Raw genomic sequence first — 23739 nt, 5'->3', positions numbered from 1 at the left:
AATTTTAACTAAAAAATTTAAAATCCCTTTTTTTGCGATATATTTTCAAAATATAAAAAATAATATTTTGAAAAATTTTATTTTGTTTTGATGAATTTTCAATATTTTAAGCATATTATTCTGAAAGTAAATATCAACTATAATTTTTAAAAATTTAGCATATTTAAGGCGAGAGAAATTTTTGAGATATGAATTTTTAAAAGCCCAAACGGGTTAAATTTAGGCTTTTAAAGTTGCATTAAAATGGCCAGATAGCTTCCATAAGCCTTGTGCCCCAAGGTTTTTTGGTAGATTTGTCTAGCTCGCCCTCGGTTTTATACAAAATTTTGGCATCAGCTATATATTTTGAGTCGATTTCGTTGTTTTGTGAGATGTCGTAAGGTCTGATAACGCCGCTTACTTGCATGATCTGCTTTTCGCCGTTTATAAGTAGCTCGCGGCTACCTTCTATGAAATAGTTGCCGTTATTTAGTATTTTTATGATCCTGGCTGAAATGGTTGCGGTAAATTTCTCGCTTCTGTTGCTCGTGCCACTTCCTGTAAATTTATTGCCGCCACCTGCTTTAAAGCCGATATCGCCGTATTTATTTAGATTATCAGCTATATTTGAAAGTGGAGCGGCTCCAGCCGTAAATACACCGCCACCAAGCGAGATAGCGCTATCTTTATTTGTACTTTTACTTCCAGTTGAAGTTTGGCTTGCATTTTCTGAGATGATGATCGTCACGATGTCATTTACATTCATCGCCTTTCTATCTGAAAAAAGAGGATTTTCGCCCTTGCCAAAGAGGCTACCGGCATTGCTTTGTCCGGTTCCACTATCTTTTGAAGGAAGTTGCTCGACATAAACTGGAGGTTTCATATTGATATGAGGATCAGCGCTTGGTGTGCAGCCAGTGCAAATAATGCCCGCAGATAAGACGAGCCAAATCGTTTTATGATTCATAAAAAATGCCTTAAAATAAGTATCTTTGTGCTAAAATTAAGCAATTCAAGTTCCTAAAAAGGTCGCAAATGAAAAGTTGTTACGTTTTTACAGACAAAAATTTAGCACATCTGCAAGAAATTATAGCTACAAAATTCAAAAAAGTTGAGATTTTTAAGATAATCCCAGATGAAAACGATAAAAATAACTTAATAAATTTAAATGAAAAAGAATTTTTTCTAAAATTTATAGATAAATTTGAAGAGCTAAAAGCTAAAAGCGACTTTGTCATAGTTCTTGGCTGTGAGAGCTTTAGTGTCTTTGGCAAAAGCGAGCTAAATTTAAAGCTAGCAAGAAATTTAAACGCACCAGTTTTTGATGAAAACGCAAGCGAGCTAAGGGCGTTAAATCTAAACTCAAAGCTTCTAATCACCGATAAGATCGATGAAATTTTAAACTATCAAGCAGATATCATCACACCATTTAAATTTCAAAGCTTGCTTCTAAAAAGAGCTAAAGTTGCAAACAAAACCGTTGTTTTACCAGAGAGCGACGATGAGAGAATTTTAAAAGCAGCTCACATCGTGCTAGAAAAAGGTGCAGCAAATATAATATTGCTAGGACTTGAAGATGAAATTTCAAAAAAAGCGACCGCTTTGGGGCTAAATTTAAGCAAAGCCAAAGTGATCAATCCAGAACAAAATGAGCTGACAGACGAATTTGCAAAGAAAATTTATGAGCTAAGAAAGCACAAAGGCGTGGACGAAGTCAAGGCAAACGCACTTGCTAAAGATAAAATTTACTTTGCTACGATGCTAATTCATGAAGGCATAGCCGATGCCTTGGTAAGTGGCGCTACGATGAGCACGGCTGATACGATCCGCCCAGCTTTGCAGATCATAAAAACAAAGCCAAATGTAAGCGTGGTAAGTGGGGCATTTTTTATGGCGCTTGAAGAAGAAATTTTGCTTTTTGCCGACTGCGCCGTCACGCCAAATCCAAGCGCAGATGAGCTAGCTAGCATAACGCTAAGCAGCGCTCAAACGGCAAGCGCCTTTGGTCTTAACCCAAAGATCGCCATGCTAAGCTACTCTACGGCTGATAGTGGTAGCGGGCCTGATGTAGAATTTATAAAAGAGGCTGCCAAAAAGGCGAGCGAGCTTGATGCAAATTTAAAAATCGCAGCACCTATTCAGTTTGATGCAGCTATCGAGCCAAGTGTCGCTAGCAAAAAGATGCCAAACTCTGATGTAGCTGGGCATGCAAATGTCTTTATCTTTCCAAATTTAAACTGCGGAAATATCTGTTATAAAGCAGTTCAGCGAAGCGCAAACGCTCTAGCTGTGGGTCCAATACTTCAAGGATTAAAAAAGCCAGTTAATGACCTAAGCCGCGGTTGCCTCGTTGAAGACGTGGTAAATACTATCTTAATCAGCGCCATACAAGCAGGAGAATAATATGAGAATTTTGGTTTTAAACTCGGGTAGTAGCTCAATAAAATTTCAACTTTTTGCAATGGATACCAAAACCAGTCTAGCAAGCGGTCTAATAGAGCAAATCGGTAGCTCCAGCTCAAGAGCGGTGCTAAAAGCAAATGGCGAAATCTACGAGATAAAACGCTTTATAAAAGACCACCATGACGGACTTGAGGCGATGAACGAGCTCTTTGTTACTTCACACACTCTGCACGATCTAAGCGAGCTTGACGGCATCGGACACAGGATAGTTCACGGCGGCGAGAGCTTTTTTAGCTCGATGATCGTTGATGAGAGTGTCATCAAAAAGATCGAGGAGATAAGCCCACTTGCCCCTCTTCATAACCCAGGACACCTTGCTGGCATCAAAAACGCAATGAAAGAGAGCAAAAACGTACCTCACGTGGTCGTTTTTGACACGGTATTTCATCAAAGTATGCCAGAGTATGCCTACCGCTACGCTCTACCTTATGACGTTTGCAAGACTCATCACATAAGAAAATACGGCTTTCACGGCACTTCGCATAGATACGTCTGTAAGCAAGCGGCCAAAATGCTTGACATAGAATTTGATAAATTTAATGCCATCTCGCTTCATCTAGGAAATGGCGCCTCAGCCTGTGCAGTACAAAATGGTAAAAGTATCGATACCTCGATGGGTCTTAGCCCACTTGAAGGGCTCATAATGGGCACAAGAAGCGGCGATATGGACCCAGCTGTGGTCATTTACCTGCTAAATATCGGCGTTTTAAAGTGGAACGAGATCGATAACTTTTTAAATAAAAAGAGCGGACTTTTTGGAATTTGTGGCTCAAGCGACATGAGAGAGGTTGTGGCTAAAATGCAAAATGATGAGCGAGCAAAGCTTGCTTTTGATATGTTTTGCTACCGAGTAAAAAAATATATTGGCTCATATTACGCCATTTTAGGACGCGTTGATGCGCTCATATTTACCGGCGGTATCGGCGAAAACGCACCAAATACAAGGCAAAAAATCTGTGATGAATTAAAACATCTTGGCATTCACATAAATCACGATCTAAATTTCCAAGACATGCGAGGCGAGAGATGCATAGACGGGGATGACGCTAAGATAAAAACACTCATCATCCCAACAAACGAAGAGTTAGAAATCGCAATAGAAACGGCTAGAGTAATAAAAGAGAGCAAAGCCAAATAAATAGATGTTTAAAATAAAATAGTTATTTTGTATTTTGCCAGATTTGATATATAAATTTTAAGCCTAATTAGTTTTAAAATAGAATTAGCATTTTTAGGCTACGAGATAAAAAGCTTTTGCGATTTTAAGCTCGCAAAAGCTTGCAATCAATTCTTCTTAAAAAATCTCAAAATTTTTGCTTGGAGTTTAAACTGATCTGAAAGCTCCATTATCGGATAAGCTCCAGCGTATTTTTTGCCGCCAGGTAGGTCTTTGCTAACGCCTCCACGTGCAGCGATCTGCGCGAAGTCACCCACTTTTACATGACCAGCTGAGCCGCTTTGTCCGCCCATTACAACGTTTCTGCCTAGCACTGTTGAGCCAGCAAGGCCAGTTTGTGAGACGATTAGGCAGCCATTTCCAAGCTCGCAGTTATGGCCTATTTGAACGAGATTATCTATCTTTGTGTAGTTTGCGATCACTGTGCTTTCAAAAACACCACGATCTATCGTCGTGCAAGCACCGATCTCGACATAATCGCCTAAAACAACATTGCCATTATGATAAATTTTTACATGCTCGCCAGTTTTTGTATGTGCATAACCAAAGCCATCGCTTCCGATCACACAGTTTGCCAGCAGATGACACTCGTTACCGATGACGCAGTCGTTATAAATGACTACGTTTGGGTGGATGATGCAGTTTTTGCCGATAGTCACATTATCGCCCAAAAATGCCCCACCCATTACTATCGTATTTTCACCAATGCTCACATTTGAGCCTATGTAGACATTTGGCATTATCTTTGCACTCTTGGCGATATTTGATGGCTTTGGCTCACAAAAAAGCGGCTTAGCATAATCTTTACTAAGCAAGGCAAATGCAAGGTGTGGGTTATCGCAGACAAGTGCGACCATGCCAACTGGCACCAAGTCTAAAAGCGATTTTGTCACCAAGATGGCTCCAGCGTTTGACGTACTTATAAATTTTGCATTCTTCTCGCCGTCGCAGTATGTTAGCTCAGCTTTATTTGCATTTTTTAAAGAATTTAGAGCAAAAATTTCTATATCTTCTCCGCTAAAAGTAGCATTTACTTTTAAGGCTATTTCACTTAGTTTCATCATATATCCATTATCACAGATCCGCCACGTACGACGTCAACTGGGTTAAATTTCTTTATCGATTTTAAAAAACTCTCTATCCTACTCACATCGTCAGCCACCATGACAACGATATAGTTTTCATTTGTGTTTGTCACGATGCCGTTGTATGCCTTTAGTATCGCTTCAAGGCCAGCAAAATTTTCACCAAGCGGAATTTTCACAAGAGCCATCTCTTTTTCGACAAATTCGCCACTTTCTATGACTTTATACGTTGGTATGAGCTTATGAAGCTGTTTTACGATCTGCTCTAAAACTCTCTCGTCGCCACTAGTTACGATGCTCAGCCTTGAGAAGTTGCTCTCAGGTATCGGAGCAACTGTAAGCGTGTCGATATTGTAGCCCCTACCTGCAAAAAGCCCAGAAATTCTAGCCAAAACGCCATGTTCATTTAAAACTATAACCGAAATCGTTCTTCTGATACTCATTTTTCTTCCTTGCTCTTTAATATCATATTATAAATCGCAGCTCCAGCTGGAACCATAGGAAGCACGTCCTCAAAGCGGTCGATCCTAACATCAATCATCGCTGATTTTTTGCTATCGATCGCCTCTTTTAAAGCCTTTCTAAACTCATCCTTGCTCTTGCAAACAAAGCCAATACCGCCAAATCCTTCAGCGATCTTTACAAAATCAGGCTGTAAGCTAAGATCAGTTGATGAGTAGCGTTTTTCATAAAAAAATGTCTGCCACTGACGAACCATGCCTAAGAAGTTATTGTTTAAAATTATGTTTATGACAGGCATATTTATCTCATGAGCCGTCATTAACTCTTGGATATTCATAAGTATTGAGCCATCGCCTGTAAAATTTATAACAAGATTGTCTGGTTTTGCACATTTTGCGCCAATCGCTGCAGGGAGGCCGTATCCCATTGTGCCAAGTCCGCCACTTGTGACAAGCTGTCTTGCTCGGTTAAACGGATAAAACTGCGCCACCCACATTTGGTGCTGTCCGACGTCTGTTGAGATTATCGCATCAGCTCCTGCTATCTTTGCGGTCTCTTCGATGACCCATTGTGGCTTTAAGACCTTGTCGCTATCTGTGTAGCCAAGTGGATTTAGTTTAGAATATCTATCTAAAATTTCTCTCCAAGGTGCGTAGTTTTCAGGCTTTGCATTGACTTCTTCATAAAGCTCGGTTAGCACGTTTGTAAGATCACCAACGATTGGATAGTGAGCGTTTATGATCTTTGAGATAGAGCTTGGATCGATGTCGATGTGGATAATCTTTGCATGTTTGGCAAACTCATCCGTCTTGCCAGTGATCCTGTCACAAAATCTAGCTCCAAGCGAGATAAGAAGGTCGCACTCGCTAAGTGCCATATTCGAAGCGTAGCTACCATGCATGCCTGCCATGCCTAAATTTAGCTCATCTTTTGCGTCAAGCACACCAAGAGCCATCAGTGTCTCAACCGCTGGGATACCAGTTTTTTTCATAAATTTACGGATAATATCACTAGCTCCAGATGCGATCGCACCACCACCGATGTATAGAAGCGGCCTTTTAGCTTCATTTATCGCAACTGCTGCTTTTTTTATCTGTTTTGAGTTGCCCTTATAGGTTGGTTTGTAACTTGGAATAGAAATTTCTTTTGGATAGACAAAGTCACCAAGTCTTGATGTGATATTTTTTGGGATATCGATATGAACCGGTCCTGGACGGCCTGATCTTGCGATGTAAAACGCCTCTTTTATGATGCGAGGTAGCTCTTCAACGCTATTAACTAAAAAGTTATGCTTAACACAGGGGCGTGAAATGCCGACCGCATCGATCTCTTGAAAAGCATCTGTACCGATCATAAATGTTGGTACTTGACCGCTTATAAGCACGATTGGAATACTATCACTATAAGCTGTTGCAAGGCCTGTGACAGCATTTGTAAAGCCAGGACCACTTGTCACAAAAGCAACGCCGACTTTACCGCTAACTCTAGCGTATCCATCGGCTGCGTGAACGGCTGCTTGCTCGTGGCGAACCAAAACGTGTTTAAAATAAGTCTGCTTGTATGTTTCGTCGTAGATATTTAAAGCTGCACCGCCAGGATAGCCAAAAACTATCTCAACACCCTCTTCGTGCAAGGCCTCGCTTATCATCTGTGAACCAGAAATCTGTTTTATCATCACTTTAGCCTTTTGATAAATTTATCGCAGATTATATCCCAAAGCATTTTAAATCCATTTTAACTTTCTAGCGAATTTTAGGTATTGCTTTGATTTTCTTGAAAAATTTTTAACTAGTTTAGAAGAATAATACAAAAAATTTTACATAAAATTAAACATATTATTTTTAGTAAAATCGATAAATTTAAGTGAGCAAAGACTATAAAATTTTAAGAGCTAAAACTCATTTGTATAAATTTTAGGCTTAATTTTTTAATTAAACTAAGCCTAAAATTTTGCTTCATTTTTTATATCATTTAGCTTTTTAACAGCTTCGTCAAAGTCGTTATAATTTATAAAAACATTAATATCTTTATTTTTCTTATAGACTTTATCGTAGTATTTTGTAAGTAAAATTTCAGCTACTTTGGCAGTGTCATTTTCATTAAATTTAGCTATAGCTTCATCTCTAGCTTTTTTATCAATAAATGGCGAAATTTTCTTCATACACTCGTCAAAAAAAGCTTTATCCACACTTTTATAGTCATCTACTATACAAGAAATTCTTTTTTCTAAACTTGCGCTCACTTCGACATTTATACCATTTCGCATCGCCTCATAAAGGCTCTTTGGAAGAGTAAGTGAGCCGATCCTTCTACTCTCTCCTTCGATAAAGCAAATTTCATCTTTTAGTGTAATAAGTTTTTCAAACAACGCATCTTCAAAGCTTTTTTGGCTTGGCTGCGCGCCATTTATCGCTCCAAAGACAGAGCCTAAATGATTTGCCATAGCTTCAAGGTCTATTGACGGGCTTAGAGCCCTTATGAGCTTGCTTTTGTAGCAGCCAGTATTTCCAAAAAGAGTGATAAATTTTGTACTTAAAGGTCGATTTAGAAATTCTAAAACGTGATTTCTATAAGCTTTATAGCCACCACTAAGCCTAAAAACTCTATATCCTATCATGCTTAGCACATAGCCAATAGAATTTGATCTAAGCCCACCTTTAGCGCAGTAGATGCCAATAGCTGAACCAACCTTGGCTCTTTTATAAACCTCATCAATGATATTTTGTAAATTTTTGCAGATATATTTTGCGCCAAGGCTCTTTGCTATGGATCTATCGCTTTTATAGAGCGTGCCTACCTCTTTATGTTCTGCATCATTTAAAGCATATAAATTTATAGCATCTTTTATGTGTGAATATAAAAATTCATGCGGCGATCTTGCGTCTATTAAAATTTCAAAAGAGCTTCTTTTTTCTAGCCACTGGTCTACATCAAGCTCAAATAACGGCACTAAATGCCTTTTTTAGTTTCTCAAAAAGCGGATGAAATGGCGTGCCATTTACTCTCACATCAGAGATGGTGGTTATAAAATTTGTATCCCCGCTCCACCTTGGCACAAGGTGATAATGCACGTGCTCAGCTATGCCAGCTCCTGCGGCCTTGCCTAAATTCATACCTATATTTACGCCATTAGCATAAAGCTCTTTTTTTAAAATTTCAACTCCAAGCCTTACAAATTTACTCATCTCAAACCAAGTCTGCTCATCAAGCTCTTCGATCTTGTCGGTATGCTGATTTGGTATTATCATAAAATGACCTGGAGAATACGGATATAAATTCATAATCCCAAAACAATGTTTAGCTCGAAAAAGCACACCATTTTTATCATCATCATCTGAGTTTATAACATCACAAAAAACACAGCTATCTTTTTTAGCGCTAAAGTATTCGCTTCTCCAAGGGGCACAAAGGTGCTGCATTACTCGCCCTCCTTTATCTTTTTGACGGCATTTTTTATATCATCTTGTCTCATAAAATGCTCTCCTATCAAGAAGGCATCTACGCCTATTTTGCTTAGCTCTCTAAGCTGTTCATGCTGGTAAAGACCGCTTTCAGCGACTATTATCTTGTCATTTGGCAAAAGTGGTATGAGCTTCTCGCAAAGGCTCATATCCATCGTAAAATCATCTAAATTTCTATGATTTATGCCTATTATATTTGCTCCTGCAAAGATAGCCTTTTTCACATCACTCGCGTCGTGAGTTTCAACCAAAACTTCAAGACCTAAATGATGAGCGTAGTCTAAAAGCTCTTTTAGCTCATTTTGAGTTAGTGCTTTTGCGATGAGCAAGATAAAATCCGCCCCATAAACAAGAGCTTCAAGAATTTGATACTTATCAACGATAAAATCTTTTCTAAGGATCGGCCTTGAGGCGTAGCGGCGGACTTGAGTGATATACTCGATGTTGCCTTTAAACCAATGTGGTTCAGTCAAGATACTAAAGGCATTTGCGTATGGCTCGTACTCCTGAGCGATTTTTATTGGTTCAAAGTCTTCTCTTATCACACCTTTGCTTGGGCTTGCTTTTTTGATCTCGGCTATGATTTTTATCGGCTCATTTTGACTTGCTCTAAGCGCACTTAAAACATCTCTTGGCACGTATGGATTATACGCGAGCGAGCGGCCAAGCCACTCCTCAGGGAAGTCTGCCTTTCTTTTTTCAAGATCATCTTTAGTTTTTTTAATTATCTCATCAAGTATCATTTTTTAAGCCTTTTGTTTAAATTTATTATACAGCGCTCTATTAGGTGCAAATGCTCTTTTGCCTCTTTTGAAGCTCTAAAATCAACATCTTTCATCGCATGCTGCATAATGCCCTTTGCCTTTTTGCACTCACCAAGCTTAAAATATCCCCACGCTAGCGAATCCTCGTAATAAGGTGACTCAGGCGAGATATCAAGCGCTTTTTGCACAAGCTCTATACCCTTTCTAGGGTCAATATCATGATCTATCAGCAAGTAGCCATAATAGTTAAAAAACATATCATTTTCTAGCTTTGGCACGCTAGCTTCAAATTTGTCTAAAATTTCAGACATTTTTTGTTTGTTCAAGGTATCTTTATTCATCTCGTATTCGTAAATCGCGGCTTTTGCTAAAAAATTTAAATCCCTGCTATCGTTATAAATTTTAACAGCAAGTATGTATGCGTCACCAAAATTACTAGTCGCCGCATAAAGATCCATAAGTGCCACATCGTTGTAGCTATATTTTTTTAAAATTTCAATTGCTGCTTTGTAATTTTTATCATAGATAAAAAACTGCACGATCTTATCAATATACGAAGTGTCGTGATTTAGCTCATAAAGCTCTTCAAAGAGCTCAATCACTTTTGGGAAATTTCTTTGCTGGGAGTAAATTTCAGCCAAAAGCTCGCAAGTCTTTAGCGTGCAGCCTTGTTCATCTCTAAATTTTTCAAGATATTTTGTAGCATCTTTTATCTTATCCATGCGATTTATCAAAATATCAACGATACGGAGCAAATTTTCTTCTTCTTGCTTTAGCGAGTATGCCTCTTCAAAGTATTTTAGCGCAGTCGTTGTTTCATTTTGCATCATACAAATAGTGCCAAGCATGAGTAAATTTTGAGCATTTGGCTCTTTTGTAGCAAGCTCTTGCATTAAGCTTTTAGCCTCATTTAGCTTTGAAAGATTTACTAAATTTGCCACCTTTATACGGATAAAATCGCTATCGTCTTTTAAGCTTTTTTCACCTTCATTTATCAAAGCATCTAAATTTTCATTTTTTGTAGCAAAGGCGAGTTTGATCGCCTCTTTTAAATAAGCTTTTTGATTTGTATCTTTAAAAATGTTTGAGTAAGCTTGAATGCTAGCATTCACATCTCCGCTATCTTGAAACAATAAAGCCTGCATTAGACGTAAATTTATACTTTTATTATCGTCAGCCAAAAGTAGCTGCGAGTTAAAAAATACGCTCATAAAAAATACTAAAATTTTACGCCAATACATTCTGCTTTTAGCTCCTTTAAATTTTTTTTAAAATAATTCCAAAACGGAAAGGTCCTACACTGCTGTGGCCTTAGCTCATAGACTGAGCAGTTTTTATTTTTTTCATCAAAAAATACACAAGCAAAGCCATCTTCATAGGGCTTCTCTTTTATGCTACACCTTAGCCCAACTCTTATTAAAAACTGCTTTTCAAACTCATCTTTACTCATATTAAATGCTGTGCAAAATTTTGAAATTTCTTCTTCGTTTATCCAAATGTAGCCACTCTCTCCCGTGCAACACTTGCCACCACAGCTCTCGCAAAAACTCGCATCAAACTCATAGTTAAAGCCTTGCACCCTCACGCTAGTTCCTGATAATCAATGCTGTTTGTATTAGCTTTTTTAAAAATTTCAATCGCCTCTTTTGTATGCGAGCCATTTTCGCTCATCACTAAAGGTGGGAAAATTTTTAGCTTTGAGTTTGAATTATTTCTTACCTCAAATAAGGCTAAATTTGCTGGCTTATCAGCCTTTGTATGAATAAATTTTAGGCTTACTAAATTTAGTTTAAACTCTTTTAGGCACATTGCGATCCGACTAAGATCATCAGGTGCGTAGCAAAAAAATGCCCTTTTGTGAGGTTTTAAATTTATGCTTACGCCTCTTATAAAGTCTTTTAGACCCAAAGAACTTGTGTATCTACTAGCTTTTATATGCTCATCTTCGCTTTGTTTCGTACCCTCGTGATAAAATGGCGGATTTGATACGATGAGGTCAAATTTCTCACTATCTTTAAAATCTGCAAAATTAGCATTTATAATTTCTGCCTCCAAGCCATTCTTACTGGCATTAAATTTAGAAATTTCACCATTTATCTGCAAGATATCAAGCAAGCTTAGGCTGGAATTTTTAAAGTCGCGTTTAAGCAAAAGCCCAAGTACCCCGCACCCTGCGCCAACGTCTAAAATCCTGCCTGAAAAATTTTTCAAACTTGATCTTATAAAATCATAAAGTACCAGCGTATCGCTGTTGTAGCGATAGCCACTTTTTAGCTGAGCCAAGATCATCTATAAACCTTGATGATAAAGCCACGCGTGACATCTTTTACGATCACTTCTGAGCTAAAGCTGATCCTTGCAAAATCGCCAAATTCTTCTTTTATAAGCTCGGCTGCTGCCTTTGCGCGCTCTTTACCAACGCCATAATTTACATAGTTATTTAGCCTGCCAAGATCGTCTTTTTTGATGCTTTGAGCCACATTTGACGGGATGACAAAATTTTTCTTATCTACGATCGGAATTATCTCATAAAGGTAGTTTGAGTTAAATCTTTGCAAAAATTCGCTCACTCTATTCTTGCACATCACGCTAACCTTATCTTTCGCGTCCATGTCATCACACTCAAGGCTAGAGATCAAAACTAGCTTTGTTGGCGTCTCTGGCTTAGTTGTCGCCTGCAAGATATTTTTTAAATTCACATTTTCATTTTCAAGCTCATCTTGCCTATTTAAATTTTGCTCGATATCTTTTTGAAGTTCGATAATTTTGGCATTTACTGGACTTCCTTTTACGCTAGATGAGCTAAGTTCATTTATTTTAGAATTTAACCTCTCAATCGTCTTATTGCTCTCGTTTAACTTATGTTTTGCGCTTTCAAGCTCATTTTGTAAGCTTAGTAAATTTTTACCACCACTTTTATTGCTATCAGCAAAAAGAGCTGACGTATCGGCTATCTTTTTTTGCAAAATATTTATTTGCTGACGCAAAATTTCATAATTTTGCATATCGATCTTTAGCGTCCTTTTTTGAGCTTCTAGCTCACTTTGCTTTGCTGCTAGCATTTGGCTTGTTTGCGTGAGATTATTTTCCAGCTCTTTTATCTTTTCATCTTTTAAATTTATCTTTGCACTTAAATTTTTTAACTCACTGTCATTTAAACCAAGCTTTTGGGTCTGCAAAGAGATAGTTTGATTTTGCTCAAACAAAGTTTTTAAAAATTTATTCGTCTTTATATCAAGCGTCTTTAGCTCATCTCGTGCATTTTTAAGGTTCTCTTCACTTAAATTTAGCTTTTTATTTAGCTCACTTAAACTTGCATTTGCATCTAAATTTTGCTTCTCTAGCTTTTTATTTATCAAATTTACCCGTTCAAGCTCTTTTTTAAGCGAGCTTATATTTTCATTTGCGAGTTTATTTTCCTGCTCGCTTTTAAGATTTTTTTCTTTTAAATCATTAAAACTTTTATGAAGTGCCGCAAGAGAGGCGTTTAGCTCTAAATTTTTACCATTATAGTTTTCAACTGCCAAATCTTTTGAGTTTAAATTTTTCTTTATCTCATCAAGCTCATAAATTCTGTCTTTTAAGGCGGTCTTGCTTGACTCAAGAGCCTCCTCAAGATCAATTATCTTATTTGCCTTTTTTGAAAGCTCATCCTCCATAACACTCTTTTGCGTTTCAAAGCCATCAGTTAGTACATTTATCTCTTTTTCGTAGCTAAATTTTTGTGTCTTAGCGTCACTCTTTGCTCGCTCGATCTCCTCTTTTAAAAGCAAAATTTCTTTTTTTTCGTTTTTATCTTTTTCATTTTGAGTATTTTCATACTCTTTTATTAGCGCGTCTTTTTGAGTCAGTGTCGTATTTAGCTCTATATTTTGCTCTTTTAAAGCCGTATAATTTGCCTCAGCCGCCTCTTTAAATTTAGCAAAATTTGCTTCGATATCTTTTACCTTACTTTCATCGCCATTTTTCGCCTCATTTATCGCATTTTCAAGGTCTATTATCTTTTTTTCATAGGCTTTTGAGCTCTCTATCATATCAGCTTGAGCTTCATTTAGCCGTTTTGTGAGAGTTTGTATATTTTCAAAGTGTTGTGTTTCAAGCTCGCCAAGCGTCTTTTGATTTTTTTCAACTATCTCATTTTTTTCATTTTCGATATTTTTTTTCATCTCTGAAATTTTGCTTATAAAGTCTAAATTTTTCTCGCTGATATCAACATTATCAGCAGCTAAAATTTTATTTTTTTTACTTAGCTCACGAACTTGTTCTTGAAGTTCATTTACATTATGTGATAAATTTTGATCGTTCGTTTCAGTAAAATTTTGGATATAGCTTTTTGGAGTTATATATCCGCCATATTCGTAAAGATCGTCTTTACTGATGTATTTTTGTCTCTCTTCTTCTGGCAAATTATCAAAATTTATAGAATAAATCGTTTGATTAGCATCTTTTGATGTCTCATCTTCTTTTGGGGATTTAAAAAACGATAGGCAAAAGCCAGCTATCAAACAAAAAATAGCTAGTAAAATTTTATTTATCAAGCTTATGCCTTGCCCTTTAAAATGTCTTTTATGACGTGATGAGCGTGATTTAGAGCAACGACTATTGAGCCGCCATTTTTTAGCACGATGTCACCGCCCACATAAAGTCCTGGCACGCTACTTTGGTAGTTACTATCAACTATTGGAGTACCTTTTTCATCGATTTTTATCTGACATTTTTGTAAAAAATCAACCGGACTTGAGCCGCCTATTGCATAGACAACTCTATCATAAACGCGAATTTTGCCATTTTCGTAATGTACTCTAACTTTGCCTGATTCGTTATCTATCTCTTTTATATCGTGATTTAGTCTAACTTTTATCTTACCGTGCTTTTCTAACTCCCAAAGTGCGCTTAAATTTGTCTCATTTACGCGGCTAAAATTATCTTTTCTATAAGCGATTGTGGTTTTATTGTATTGGCAAAGCTCGATCGCATACTCAACTGCTGAGTTTCCGCCACCTACAACAAGCACCTTTTCGCCGTTCGTACAGCTATCAAGGTTAAAATTTACAACCGAGTTTAGTGAAGGCGGGATTTTATAATCAGGCTTATTTGGTCGTCCCATTTTGCCAATTGATATCATCACATTTTTAGCTTCATAGACGGCTTTTGAGGTAGTTACTTTAAAAATTTCTCCATCTTTTTTCACACTCTCTACTTCAGAGTTAAAAAAAGCCTCAATCTTTTCAGTATCAAGCAGCTTATCAAAATAATCAAGCGTGCTCTCTTTCGTGCCATCCTCAAATGAAACTACGCCATGTATCGTGCTATCTTGCCCTTTATACTCTTTATCTACGCGTTTATTATCTTTATAAAATTTTCTTATCGTTTGGCTGTGATTATCACCTTTTTCAAGAAGCAAAACGTTATTTAAGCCATTTCTTTTTGCCTCAACTACGCTAGCAATTCCACAGGGTCCGCCACCAACAACGATTAGATCATAAACATTTACCATCTTTTTCTCCAAATTTTATAATTTTAAGCTTTTTTAACTAGATCAGCCATCAAAAACGCAAGCTCAAGTGCCTGATCAGCATTTAGCCTTGGATCACATTGTGTTTCATACCTTTGCTCAAGCGAGCTTTCAGTGATATTTAATGCCCCACCCGTGCACTCAGTCACGTCTTGTCCTGTCATCTCAAGATGTACGCCGCCAGCCCTTGTGCCCTCAGCTTTGTGAATTTCAAAAAAGCTTCTAACTTCGCTTATTATCTTGTCAAATTCTCTAGTTTTGTAGTTATTTGAGGTTTTTACGGTGTTGCCATGCATCGGATCGATACTATAAACGATATTTAGCCCTTCTCGCTTTAGCTCTCTTAAAATTTTTGGTAAATTTTCGCCTATCTTATCAGCACCCATTCTGATTATCACGTTTAGTCTGCCAGCTTCATTTTCTGGATTTAGCTTATTTGCAAGCGCGACGACATCTTCAGCCTTTGCACTTGGTCCGATCTTTACGCCGATAGGATTTTTCACACCACTTAAAAAATGTACGTGAGCGTCATTTATACCACGCGTTCTTTCACCTATCCAAAGCATATGAGCCGAGCAGTCGTACCACTCACCGCTAAGACTATCAACCCTAGTCAATGCCTCCTCATAAGGTAGTAAAAGTGCCTCGTGAGATGTATAAACCGCGGTTTGATTTATGACTGGCGTATTTGCTGAAGTGATACCACAAGCTGCCATAAATGAAAGCGTCTTTGTTAGCTCATCAGCTAGTTTTGCGTATTTCTCGCCGATCTCTGGCTTTTTGACAAAGCCTAAATTCCACTTATGCACTTGATGAAGATCGGCCAAACCGCCTCTTGAAAAGGCTCTAAGTAAGTTCATCGTAGATGCGCTTTGATAATACGCCTCTATCATACGTTTTGGATCAGGTACTCTTGCCTTTTCGTCAAATTCAAAGCCATTTATAATGTCACCTCTATAGCTTGGAAGCTTAACGCCATTTATCTCTTCAAAATCGCTACTTCTAGGCTTTGCAAACTGCCCTGCCACGCGGCCCACTTTGACCACTGGATAGCCACCAGCAAAGGTTAAAACTATCGCCATTTGAAGTAAAACCTTAAACATATCTCTGATGTTGTTTGCATTAAAATTTGTAAAGCTCTCAGCGCAGTCGCCACCTTGAAGCAAAAATGCCTCGCCATTGCAAACTTTTGCAAGTTCTTCTTTTAAGCTTCTAGCCTCGCCAGCAAAGACCAAAGGAGGAAGTGATTTTAATTTTTCTTCGACCTCTTTAAGCTCTTTTAAATCTGGGTATTTTGGTTGTTGCAAGATATTAAATTCTCTCCAGCTATCGCGGTTCCAAGTCATTTATTTTCCTATCTTTTTTACCTTAAATTAGACGCTGATTATATCACGGCAAACTTAAAAAATAAAAGCCATTAATGGGTTATTAAAGATATTTTGCATACAATCGCTACTTTAAATTTACCCAAAAAAAGAGAAGATTTTTTTCATGATAAAAGGCATATTTTATTCGCTTTTGGCATCTGTTTTGTTTAACTGCATCTACTACATGTCGGTGCTCATGAACCCCATCAGCACGCAAGCTCTTATTGGATACCGCATGATCTTTGCCATGCCTTTTGTCATCGCCGCCATTTTTTTGTTAAAACAGCAGCGAAATTTCAAATTTTTACTTCTAAAAATAAAGCTAAAACCTAAAATTTTACTAGTTTTGCTTGCTACCTCGCTCATCGTCTCATTTCAGATGTGGCTTTATCTCTGGGCGCCAAGCAACGGCTCGGCACTAAAGGTATCAATAGGCTACCTCATCATGCCAATAGTCATGGTCCTTTTTGGACGGATATTTTTTAAAGAGCACCTCTCAAAAACAAAGCTAGCCTCGATATTTTTTGCAGCCCTTGGCGTCTTTAGCACAGCTATACTAAGCGGCGGCATCTCGTGGGAGAGCGCTGTAGTTTTTTGCCTTTATCCAGTCTATTTTGCCATTAGAAAGTACTACAACCTTGCAAATTTCTCAAGCTTTGTTATAGAGATAATTTTTATGTTTTTATTCTCATTTTATTTTGCGCTCACAGCCGATATGAACTACGTGATGAGCCAAAATCCAAACATCTACTATCTGCTCATCTTGCTTGGTGCTATCAGCGGCATAGCCCTCATCGCCCAGATCCTCTCAAGCACGCTCGTGCCGATAAATGTACTAGGTTTGCTTACATATTTTGAGCCTATAATGATGCTTTTTGTCTCATTTGCTATCGGCGAGAGACTGGAGAAAAGCTCATACTTTTTAATGATCTGCCTAGCCATCTCGGTCACACTTTTGATGATAGATAGTATAAATTCTATAAAAGGCGACAAAAATACCAAGACTAAATGAGAGCCAAAAAGGCGTTATTCTCGCGCTTAGCGCCTTTTTTATGTGGGGGTTTTTGGCGGTTTATTTCAACCTCTTTAGCAAAGATGTCGATGCTTATGAAATTTTAGCCCACAGAGTCATTTGGTCATTTTTCTTAATGGCTGGAGTGCTTTATTTTAGTGGCAAAATTGGCGAAATTTTTACTTTACTTAAAGATATTCGTTCGCTAAAAATCCTATTTTTGAGTGGCATATTTATCACTACAAACTGGGGCGTTTATGTCTATGCAGTTAGCAATGGCAAAATTTTGGACACAAGCTTGGGCTATTTTATAAATCCACTAATAAGCATGCTCCTTGGTGTTATCATCTTTAAAGAAAGGCTAAATAAAAGCGGAATTTTAGCCATTTGCATAGTCGTTTTAGCCATTAGCGTACAAATTTATGCCCAAGGTGGATTGCCATTAGTTTCCATTATCTTGCCACTTTCATTTGGATTTTACGCAGCAGTTAGAAAGATGGCAAAGATTAGCGCATTTAACGGGCTGTTTATAGAGACATTTTTTATGTTCCCATTTGCACTTGCTTACGTTTTTTACATAGCATTTTTAGGTAAAAGCCACTTTGGACTAAATGAAGACTCACTTTTAATGATCGCCTCAAGCATCGTAACCATCGTGCCACTTGTCGCATTTAACGCAGCTGCAACAAGGATAAATTTAACCACGATCGGCTACTTGCAATACATTTCGCCGACCATCGCGATTCTTTGTGCGGTCTTCATTTACGGCGAAAATTTAGACGGCTACAAGGTCATCTCGTTTTGTATGATCTGGCTGGCACTTGCGATAATTAGCATAGATAAATTTAGAAAAAGGAGTAAAAATGAATAATGTGACGATTTATTTGCTACTTGCGTTTTTTGCAGCGCTTATTTTATATTTTCAGATACAAAAACTAACCAGAAAGCTCGACGAAGAGGGAGCGGTTCCAGCTTATCAAAAGGCTGCGCAAGAGGTTTTAGAAAATTTAAGCAATGCTGAGAAATATCCAAAATTTTGCAATGTAATATTAAAAAAAATAAACTCCTTAAGGCAAGATATTTTATTTGAAGATGCGCTAAATAGTGAGTCTGAGAAGGATAAAGCATTAGATGCCTTAGAGCAAATAAGAGAAAAATTAGAAACTTTATCAAAGCAAGAGAATTTAAGCTGGGAGAGCGAACTCTTTGCGATCTTGGACGAGCTTGATGGCTTTATAAAGATAAATTTCAAAAACGGTGAAAATAGAGCCGAAGAGCTAAGAGACGAACTAAAAAGAGAATTTGATGAGTTGTGAAAAGATATTCAAAAGGTCTAAAGCTATAAAATAACAAAAAAACTAAGGATGGGAACATGATAAGCGATAGTTTAAAAAATGAAATATTAGAAGGATTTGATTTTTACAAAAATAGATACGCCAAAAATACAAAATACAGCTCGGACGACAAAATAACGTATGATAAGTTAAGTAAATTTCGTAAAAATTTAATAACTTTTTCTGATGATATTTTTAATAGATTTAAAATTATAGATCATGGAAAATGGCAGAATAGTGGAAATATTTCAGAGTATATATGGAATAGATACAAGCCTTTTGGAATTCGAGATGATATAAATTTGATTATTTGTTTTGCAGTCTTGGCCAAGCCTGCCAATTTTTATATATCTATAGATCTGATCAAAGATAATATAAACAATGAAGAAAAAAGACAAAAAGACGCAATATATGAGTTTTTAGAAACCGAATGCAAAAAGATAAATGTGGAAGGCTTTAAGCTTGGTAAATTCTCATGGGAAAGAAATATATTTTTTGCTATAGAAAATATAGAAAATTTCACAACTCTTGACTACACAAGCTTACTTAAGGCATTAACAAATGTATATTATCTAACATGTGAAAAATTTTATAAAAACATAGAACACAACAGACAAAATAATAGTGATAAAAAAGGATATGAAATGACCGATGATGACAAAAAATCAACTAGTCCCCTTAATCAAATTTTATATGGCCCTCCAGGCACAGGAAAGACATATACCACAATAGCAAAAGCTATCGAAATAATAAGAGGGAAAAAAGTTGGTGAAGAAGAAATCAACGACGAAGAAAAAAGGAAAGCTCTAAAAAAGCAATTTGATGAATATATACAAAGCGGACAAATAAAATTTGTAACATTTCATCAAAGCTATGGGTATGAGGAATTTGTGGAGGGAATAAAACCTGTTTTTGACAAAGAAAGTCAAGGTAAAGGACTGGAATACAAAATAACAAATGGTATCTTTAAGGATATTTGTAAAAATACTATTTTTAACATAGGAGACACAATAGAAGGCTATACGATCTCTTATGCCGGGACCGAACTTATAAAACTAAAGAAGAAAAATATCCCAGGAGAAATCCCTGTTCCGATTTATCTTATAGAAGAATTAGTGAGATTATTAAAAAACAGATCTATCACAATAGAAGATATTAAAAATAAGAGCGCGGCAGACAAAAATCCAGAAATACTTGAAAAATACATAGTAAACGGCTATACAAATTTGTTCACGTACTTGGTTGAATACTATATGGAAAAATCAAATAGAAAATTAGAAAAGCGAGTATTGATCATCGACGAGATCAACCGCGGAAATATATCTAAAATTTTTGGTGAGCTCATAACTCTTATAGAGCCGTCAAAAAGGATCGGAGCAGATGACGAGATAATAGTAGAGCTGCCATACTCAAAAGAAAAATTTGGAGTGCCCTCAAATTTATACATAATAGGCACTATGAATACAGCAGATCGAAGCATAGCCCTTATGGATACAGCACTTAGAAGAAGGTTTGAGTTTGTGGAGATGATGCCAGAATATGACAAACTAAACAAAATAAATATCGAAGGTATAAATATAGGCAAAATGCTAAAAATGATAAACGAGCGCATAGAGTATCTTTACGACAGAGATCACACGATAGGACATGCTTATTTTATAAATGTGTCAGACATGGAAATGCTTGCAAATGTCTTTAAAAACAAAATTTTACCGCTGCTACAAGAGTATTTTTATGACGATTGGGAGAAAATAAGACTAGTTCTGGGCGATAATCAAAAAGATGAGGATTTGCAGTTTATTAAAGTCAAGAAAAATATGGTTGTAAAAGAATTATTTGGATCAAAAATCGACGATATAGACGATAAAGTCTTATACGAGATAAGCGACCAAGAAATTTTCAACAATCCTCAAAGCTATATAAAAATTTACGAATGAAAAAAAACGCAAAGCAATGACCAAATACTTAATAGAGTTTGAAAAATTTCGCCCGGAAGACGACCAAGACCTATTTAACGCAGTAGATGCATTTACTAGAGAAAATTTTGCCACAGTAGAGTTTCTAAGGCCCGGCAGAGACAAAAAGGGCGATTTTTTACAAGCTCAAAACTACGTCGGTATCATCCAGACAAAAAGTGGCGATAGCCTTGAGATACTTCCAAAAATCCATGATAACGACAATGGCAGCAATAAAGAAGCGGTAGAAAATTCTAAAAGAATTTTACTGAGAATGTTAAAAACTTTAAAAAATCATCCATTTAAAAATATAAACATAGCGAATTTAAAAAGCCTAAATTTACCGCTTTTTGAAATTTTTATATCAATGTTCCTCGACGAAGTATCAAAACTCATAAAAATAGGAATAAAAAGCGACTACATAGAGCTAGAAGATAACCTAAAATTTTTAAAAGGAAAGCTTAAAATCTCGGAGCAAATACGTAAAAATATCGTCCATAAAGAGAGATTTTACGTTTGTTATCAGGAATTTTCCATAGATAGAGCCGAAAATCGCCTCATAAAAAGTACGCTCGAGTTTTTATACAGACGCTCAAAATCAAGCAAAAATCAACGGCTTATTAGGGAATATTTATTTATTTTTGATGAAATTTTATCTAGCTCCGATATAAACGCGGACTTTAGCCGCTTAAAACTAAATCGCCAAACAAAACACTATGAGCAAGCGCTTTTATGGAGCAAGATATTTTTACAAAACAAGTCGTTTGGCCCGTATAGAGGTAACGATGTGGCCTTTGCTTTGCTGTTTGATATGAATACGCTTTTTGAAAGCTATGTCGGAAATTTCATAAAGAAAAAGCTTCCAGATATTATATTGCAACACTCAGAAAAACACCTCGTAGAAAATCCAAGGAGCTTTAGACTAAAGCCTGATATATTTTTAGAAAGCAAATTTATAGCTGACACAAAATGGAAGATCATAAGCTCAAGTAATAATATCTCACAAGCCGACTTGTATCAGCTATATGCTTACGGAAAAAAGCATCAGTGTGACGGCAAGCTATACCTCATCTATCCAAAGATAGACGGCATACAACAAGAGCCTATGAAATTTGAATATGAAAAAAATATGCAACTTGAAATTTTATATTTTGAACTTGAAAAAGATGAAAATAACGCAAATTTACTAACATAACTTTAAAAGTCAAATTTAAAGCTTCGCTTTTAGAGCCATTATCCTCTTGTATGAAGCGTCTATTCGCTCTTTGCTGATCTTTTTCTCATTTACAGCGTCAATTATCATCTGAGTAACTAGATCAGCCGTTCTTTGGTTGTTTATCTTAAACTCACTAAAAAGTAAGATATCGCCTCCAGCGTTTATAAATTTCACCACCTTTTGCGCCAAAGCATCGTCGCCAACGCCTTTCATCAGCATATCATCGCTGATAACTACGCCATTAAATTTAAGTTCATTTCGCAGTAGATCGGTTATTATTTTTTTAGAAAGTGTAGCCGGATTGTCCTCGTCAATACCTTTTACAAAAAGGTGCCCTACCATGATGATCTGCGCTCTACCTGTGCTTATGGCGTCTTTATATGGTAGTAGCGCATCTTTACTTAGCGTGATCTCACTCTTATTTTTATGCGAGTCCTCTTTTGAGCTGCCATGCCCCGGAAAGTGCTTGATCGTAGTTATCACACCCTGCTCTTTAAATGCGTCCATAAAAGCATCAGCATAGATCACCACCTTGCTTGCATACTCGCTAAACGCCCTTTGCTTAGCGGCGATGATCGGCGAGTTTTCATCGTGCAGATCGACCACTGGAGCGAAATTTAAATTTATGCCACACTCTTTTAAATTTATAGCCATTTTCGAGTAGAGATCGTATGCGCTTTTGATGTCAAGCGTACTTGCAACCTCGTATGCGCTAGGATATGGACCGTTAAAGCTACTATCCTTCATGCGACTTACATTGCCGCCCTCTTCATCAATAGCGATAAAAATTTTAGGACTTTTTTCTTTGATTGCTTTTATGCTAGCTTTTAGCTGGGCTTTGTTGGTAACGTTTCTGCCAAGTAGCATCACACCGCCAAATCTCTCATATCCAGCGTCGCTTAACATCGCGCGAAATGCAGCATCTTTTGTGCTAGCCCCATTAAAGCCAACCATTATCATTTGCGAGACTTTGGCTCTTAGGCTCACTTCTGCGCCATTAAGCCCCAAAGCAAAAATAGCCATAAAAAGTATAAATTTAAAAGCTCTCATCTTCTTCCTAAAAGTGATTTAACGCTCTCAAAAACATCTTTGCCATTTAGCATATTTTCAACCTCGCTAGCGATCGGCACATATATGCCCTTTTCTTTGGCGATCTTGCTAATTGCCTTTGCTGTATCTACACCCTCGGCCACCTCGCCAAGCTCATTTAAAATTTTTTCTAATCTCTCGTGCCTTGCAATGCCAAGACCTACGCGGTAGTTGCGTGAAAGTATCGATGAAGCGGTCAAGAATAAATCCCCTGCGCCGCTTAGCCCCATAAATGTCTCATCTTTTGCGCCAAAAAATTTGCCAAATCTAGCCATCTCGACAAGCCCACGTGAAATGAGGCTCGCCCTTGCGTTATTGCCAAGGCCAAGGCCGTCACAGATGCCACCAGCTATGGCGATCACGTTTTTATACGCCCCACATACTTCAGCGCCGATCACATCATCTGAGGTGTAGGCTTTCATGTAGCTTGGGAAAAATGAGGCAAATTTTGAAGCTAAATTTTGGTTTTTAGAATTTACTACCAAGGCGCAAGGCAGCTTTTGCATGATCTCTTTTGCAAAGGTTGGTCCCGAAAGAAAGGCTAAATTTTCTCTATTAACAAAGTCTTCATAAATTTCATTTAGAAATTTAAGATTTGCCGTGTCTATGCCCTTGCTGGCGACTAGGATCTTTTGACCTTTGTTTTTGTAGTTTTGCTTTAGCCATAAATTTGTAGCTTGCGTTGGGATCGTGCAGACTAGGTATTCGCACTCCAAAGCTTCATCCAAGCTTACAAAATTTGGCATCTCTCTTGGCGTTCTTGAGCTGATGACGCACTCGTTATTTTCACTAAATGCGTGAAATAGCGCGCTGCCCCACTTGCCAGCTCCGATGACTGCTATGCTCATTTTAGCCCTTTT

22 protein-coding genes are annotated in these 23739 nt (G+C 37.3%); 7 read left to right on the top strand and 15 right to left on the bottom strand.

Annotated elements, in window-relative coordinates; all coding sequences use genetic code 11:
* Positions 1-238 precede the first annotated feature (238 nt).
* Entirely contained in the window at positions 239-946 is a 708-nt protein-coding gene (gene flgH, locus CYP28_RS09460; protein ID WP_103593975.1) for a flagellar basal body L-ring protein FlgH, read from the bottom strand.
* Positions 947-1014: 68 nt separating this feature from the next.
* Between flgH and pta the strand changes: the two genes are divergently transcribed.
* Positions 1015-2382, top strand: coding sequence for a phosphate acetyltransferase (gene pta, locus CYP28_RS09455; protein WP_103593974.1), 1368 nt, complete (start codon positions 1015-1017; stop codon positions 2380-2382).
* 1 nt (position 2383) lies between these two features.
* Positions 2384-3580, top strand: coding sequence for an acetate kinase (locus CYP28_RS09450; RefSeq protein ID WP_103593973.1), 1197 nt, complete (start codon positions 2384-2386; stop codon positions 3578-3580).
* 146 nt (positions 3581-3726) lie between these two features.
* Here the strand turns inward: CYP28_RS09450 and lpxD are convergent, their stop codons facing one another.
* From lpxD to CYP28_RS09390, 12 genes are all read right to left on the bottom strand, one after another.
* The gene (lpxD, locus tag CYP28_RS09445) at positions 3727-4680 is read right to left on the bottom strand and encodes a UDP-3-O-(3-hydroxymyristoyl)glucosamine N-acyltransferase (protein ID WP_103593972.1); all 954 of its coding nucleotides are present in this window, start codon (positions 4678-4680) and stop codon (positions 3727-3729) included.
* Positions 4680-5141, bottom strand: a complete 462-nt coding sequence (ilvN, locus tag CYP28_RS09440; protein WP_258032489.1) for an acetolactate synthase small subunit — start codon at positions 5139-5141, stop codon at positions 4680-4682. Before ilvN ends, lpxD begins: the two co-directional genes overlap by 1 nt.
* Positions 5142-5143: 2 nt before the next feature.
* On the bottom strand, positions 5144-6838 hold the full coding sequence (locus CYP28_RS09435) for an acetolactate synthase large subunit (protein ID WP_258032488.1): 1695 nt from the start codon (positions 6836-6838) through the stop codon (positions 5144-5146).
* Between the two features lie 270 nt (positions 6839-7108).
* A complete protein-coding gene (mnmH, locus tag CYP28_RS09430) occupies positions 7109-8116 on the bottom strand; it encodes a tRNA 2-selenouridine(34) synthase MnmH (protein WP_103593969.1) in 1008 nt (335 codons plus the stop codon).
* Positions 8103-8585 (bottom strand): HIT family protein, encoded by a 483-nt coding sequence (locus CYP28_RS09425; protein WP_021091390.1) that lies wholly within the window; start codon positions 8583-8585, stop codon positions 8103-8105. Before CYP28_RS09425 ends, mnmH begins: the two co-directional genes overlap by 14 nt.
* A complete protein-coding gene (gene trpC / locus CYP28_RS09420) occupies positions 8585-9370 on the bottom strand; it encodes an indole-3-glycerol phosphate synthase TrpC (RefSeq protein ID WP_103593968.1) in 786 nt (261 codons plus the stop codon). Before trpC ends, CYP28_RS09425 begins: the two co-directional genes overlap by 1 nt.
* Positions 9367-10632, bottom strand: a complete 1266-nt coding sequence (locus CYP28_RS09415; RefSeq protein WP_103593967.1) for a tetratricopeptide repeat protein — start codon at positions 10630-10632, stop codon at positions 9367-9369. Before CYP28_RS09415 ends, trpC begins: the two co-directional genes overlap by 4 nt.
* Positions 10611-10976, bottom strand: coding sequence for a YkgJ family cysteine cluster protein (locus CYP28_RS09410; RefSeq protein WP_103593966.1), 366 nt, complete (start codon positions 10974-10976; stop codon positions 10611-10613). Before CYP28_RS09410 ends, CYP28_RS09415 begins: the two co-directional genes overlap by 22 nt.
* Positions 10973-11680, bottom strand: a complete 708-nt coding sequence (locus CYP28_RS09405; RefSeq protein WP_103593965.1) for a tRNA1(Val) (adenine(37)-N6)-methyltransferase — start codon at positions 11678-11680, stop codon at positions 10973-10975. Before CYP28_RS09405 ends, CYP28_RS09410 begins: the two co-directional genes overlap by 4 nt.
* On the bottom strand, positions 11677-13929 hold the full coding sequence (locus CYP28_RS09400; protein ID WP_103576855.1) for a vesicular transport factor Uso1p: 2253 nt from the start codon (positions 13927-13929) through the stop codon (positions 11677-11679). The genes CYP28_RS09405 and CYP28_RS09400 overlap by 4 nt, the downstream gene beginning before the upstream one ends.
* A 2-nt stretch (positions 13930-13931) precedes the next feature.
* Positions 13932-14888 (bottom strand): NAD(P)/FAD-dependent oxidoreductase, encoded by a 957-nt coding sequence (locus tag CYP28_RS09395; RefSeq protein ID WP_072594292.1) that lies wholly within the window; start codon positions 14886-14888, stop codon positions 13932-13934.
* A 23-nt stretch (positions 14889-14911) separates the two neighbouring features.
* The gene (locus CYP28_RS09390) at positions 14912-16252 is read right to left on the bottom strand and encodes a class II 3-deoxy-7-phosphoheptulonate synthase (RefSeq protein WP_103593964.1); all 1341 of its coding nucleotides are present in this window, start codon (positions 16250-16252) and stop codon (positions 14912-14914) included.
* 145 nt (positions 16253-16397) lie between these two features.
* Here CYP28_RS09390 and rarD (CYP28_RS09385) point away from each other — a divergent pair, with 145 nt between their 5' ends.
* The 5 genes from rarD (CYP28_RS09385) to CYP28_RS09365 are packed head-to-tail and all read left to right on the top strand — an operon-like array spanning position 16398 to position 21769.
* Entirely contained in the window at positions 16398-17285 is an 888-nt protein-coding gene (gene rarD / locus CYP28_RS09385; RefSeq protein WP_084107873.1) for an EamA family transporter RarD, read from the top strand.
* Positions 17269-18156 carry an EamA family transporter RarD gene (gene rarD, locus CYP28_RS09380; RefSeq protein ID WP_087578873.1) on the top strand — a complete coding sequence of 296 codons (888 nt, stop codon included), beginning with the start codon at positions 17269-17271 and terminating at the stop codon, positions 18154-18156. The genes rarD (CYP28_RS09385) and rarD (CYP28_RS09380) overlap by 17 nt, the downstream gene beginning before the upstream one ends.
* Positions 18149-18601, top strand: coding sequence for an aryl-sulfate sulfotransferase (locus CYP28_RS09375; protein ID WP_103593963.1), 453 nt, complete (start codon positions 18149-18151; stop codon positions 18599-18601). The genes rarD (CYP28_RS09380) and CYP28_RS09375 overlap by 8 nt, the downstream gene beginning before the upstream one ends.
* 56 nt (positions 18602-18657) lie before the next feature.
* On the top strand, positions 18658-20556 hold the full coding sequence (locus CYP28_RS09370; protein WP_103593962.1) for an McrB family protein: 1899 nt from the start codon (positions 18658-18660) through the stop codon (positions 20554-20556).
* 16 nt (positions 20557-20572) lie between these two features.
* Complete coding sequence (locus tag CYP28_RS09365; protein WP_103593961.1) at positions 20573-21769, top strand: McrC family protein; 1197 nt, start codon at positions 20573-20575, stop codon at positions 21767-21769.
* A 15-nt stretch (positions 21770-21784) separates the two neighbouring features.
* Here CYP28_RS09365 and CYP28_RS09360 read toward each other — a convergent pair whose 3' ends face one another.
* Together CYP28_RS09360 and CYP28_RS09355 are read right to left on the bottom strand one after the other, a co-directional pair.
* Positions 21785-22840, bottom strand: coding sequence for a glycoside hydrolase family 3 N-terminal domain-containing protein (locus CYP28_RS09360; RefSeq protein ID WP_103593960.1), 1056 nt, complete (start codon positions 22838-22840; stop codon positions 21785-21787).
* On the bottom strand, positions 22837-23727 hold the full coding sequence (locus tag CYP28_RS09355; RefSeq protein ID WP_103579507.1) for an NAD(P)H-dependent glycerol-3-phosphate dehydrogenase: 891 nt from the start codon (positions 23725-23727) through the stop codon (positions 22837-22839). Before CYP28_RS09355 ends, CYP28_RS09360 begins: the two co-directional genes overlap by 4 nt.
* Positions 23728-23739: the final 12 nt, after the last annotated feature.

Origin of the sequence: Campylobacter concisus, assembly GCF_002914195.1 — a bacterium.
In the GTDB taxonomy this organism is placed as follows: domain Bacteria; phylum Campylobacterota; class Campylobacteria; order Campylobacterales; family Campylobacteraceae; genus Campylobacter_A; species Campylobacter_A concisus_M.
Note: the sequence above shows the minus strand (reverse complement) of the source record. Positions and strands in the feature narration are given on the sequence as shown.

Coding starts and splice junctions, on each gene's coding strand:
- CYP28_RS09395 (WP_072594292.1), bottom strand. CDS start 14,888: ATGGTAAATGTTTATGATCTAATCGTTGTTGGTGGCGGACCCTGTGGA.
- CYP28_RS09405 (WP_103593965.1), bottom strand. CDS start 11,680: ATGATCTTGGCTCAGCTAAAAAGTGGCTATCGCTACAACAGCGATACG.
- CYP28_RS09450 (WP_103593973.1), top strand. CDS start 2,384: ATGAGAATTTTGGTTTTAAACTCGGGTAGTAGCTCAATAAAATTTCAA.
- CYP28_RS09365 (WP_103593961.1), top strand. CDS start 20,573: ATGACCAAATACTTAATAGAGTTTGAAAAATTTCGCCCGGAAGACGAC.
- CYP28_RS09390 (WP_103593964.1), bottom strand. CDS start 16,252: ATGACTTGGAACCGCGATAGCTGGAGAGAATTTAATATCTTGCAACAA.
- CYP28_RS09375 (WP_103593963.1), top strand. CDS start 18,149: ATGAATAATGTGACGATTTATTTGCTACTTGCGTTTTTTGCAGCGCTT.
- pta (WP_103593974.1), top strand. CDS start 1,015: ATGAAAAGTTGTTACGTTTTTACAGACAAAAATTTAGCACATCTGCAA.
- CYP28_RS09360 (WP_103593960.1), bottom strand. CDS start 22,840: ATGAGAGCTTTTAAATTTATACTTTTTATGGCTATTTTTGCTTTGGGG.
- trpC (WP_103593968.1), bottom strand. CDS start 9,370: ATGATACTTGATGAGATAATTAAAAAAACTAAAGATGATCTTGAAAAA.
- CYP28_RS09415 (WP_103593967.1), bottom strand. CDS start 10,632: ATGTATTGGCGTAAAATTTTAGTATTTTTTATGAGCGTATTTTTTAAC.
- CYP28_RS09370 (WP_103593962.1), top strand. CDS start 18,658: ATGATAAGCGATAGTTTAAAAAATGAAATATTAGAAGGATTTGATTTT.
- lpxD (WP_103593972.1), bottom strand. CDS start 4,680: ATGAAACTAAGTGAAATAGCCTTAAAAGTAAATGCTACTTTTAGCGGA.
- flgH (WP_103593975.1), bottom strand. CDS start 946: ATGAATCATAAAACGATTTGGCTCGTCTTATCTGCGGGCATTATTTGC.
- rarD (WP_084107873.1), top strand. CDS start 16,398: ATGATAAAAGGCATATTTTATTCGCTTTTGGCATCTGTTTTGTTTAAC.
- CYP28_RS09425 (WP_021091390.1), bottom strand. CDS start 8,585: ATGCAGCACCTTTGTGCCCCTTGGAGAAGCGAATACTTTAGCGCTAAA.
- CYP28_RS09355 (WP_103579507.1), bottom strand. CDS start 23,727: ATGAGCATAGCAGTCATCGGAGCTGGCAAGTGGGGCAGCGCGCTATTT.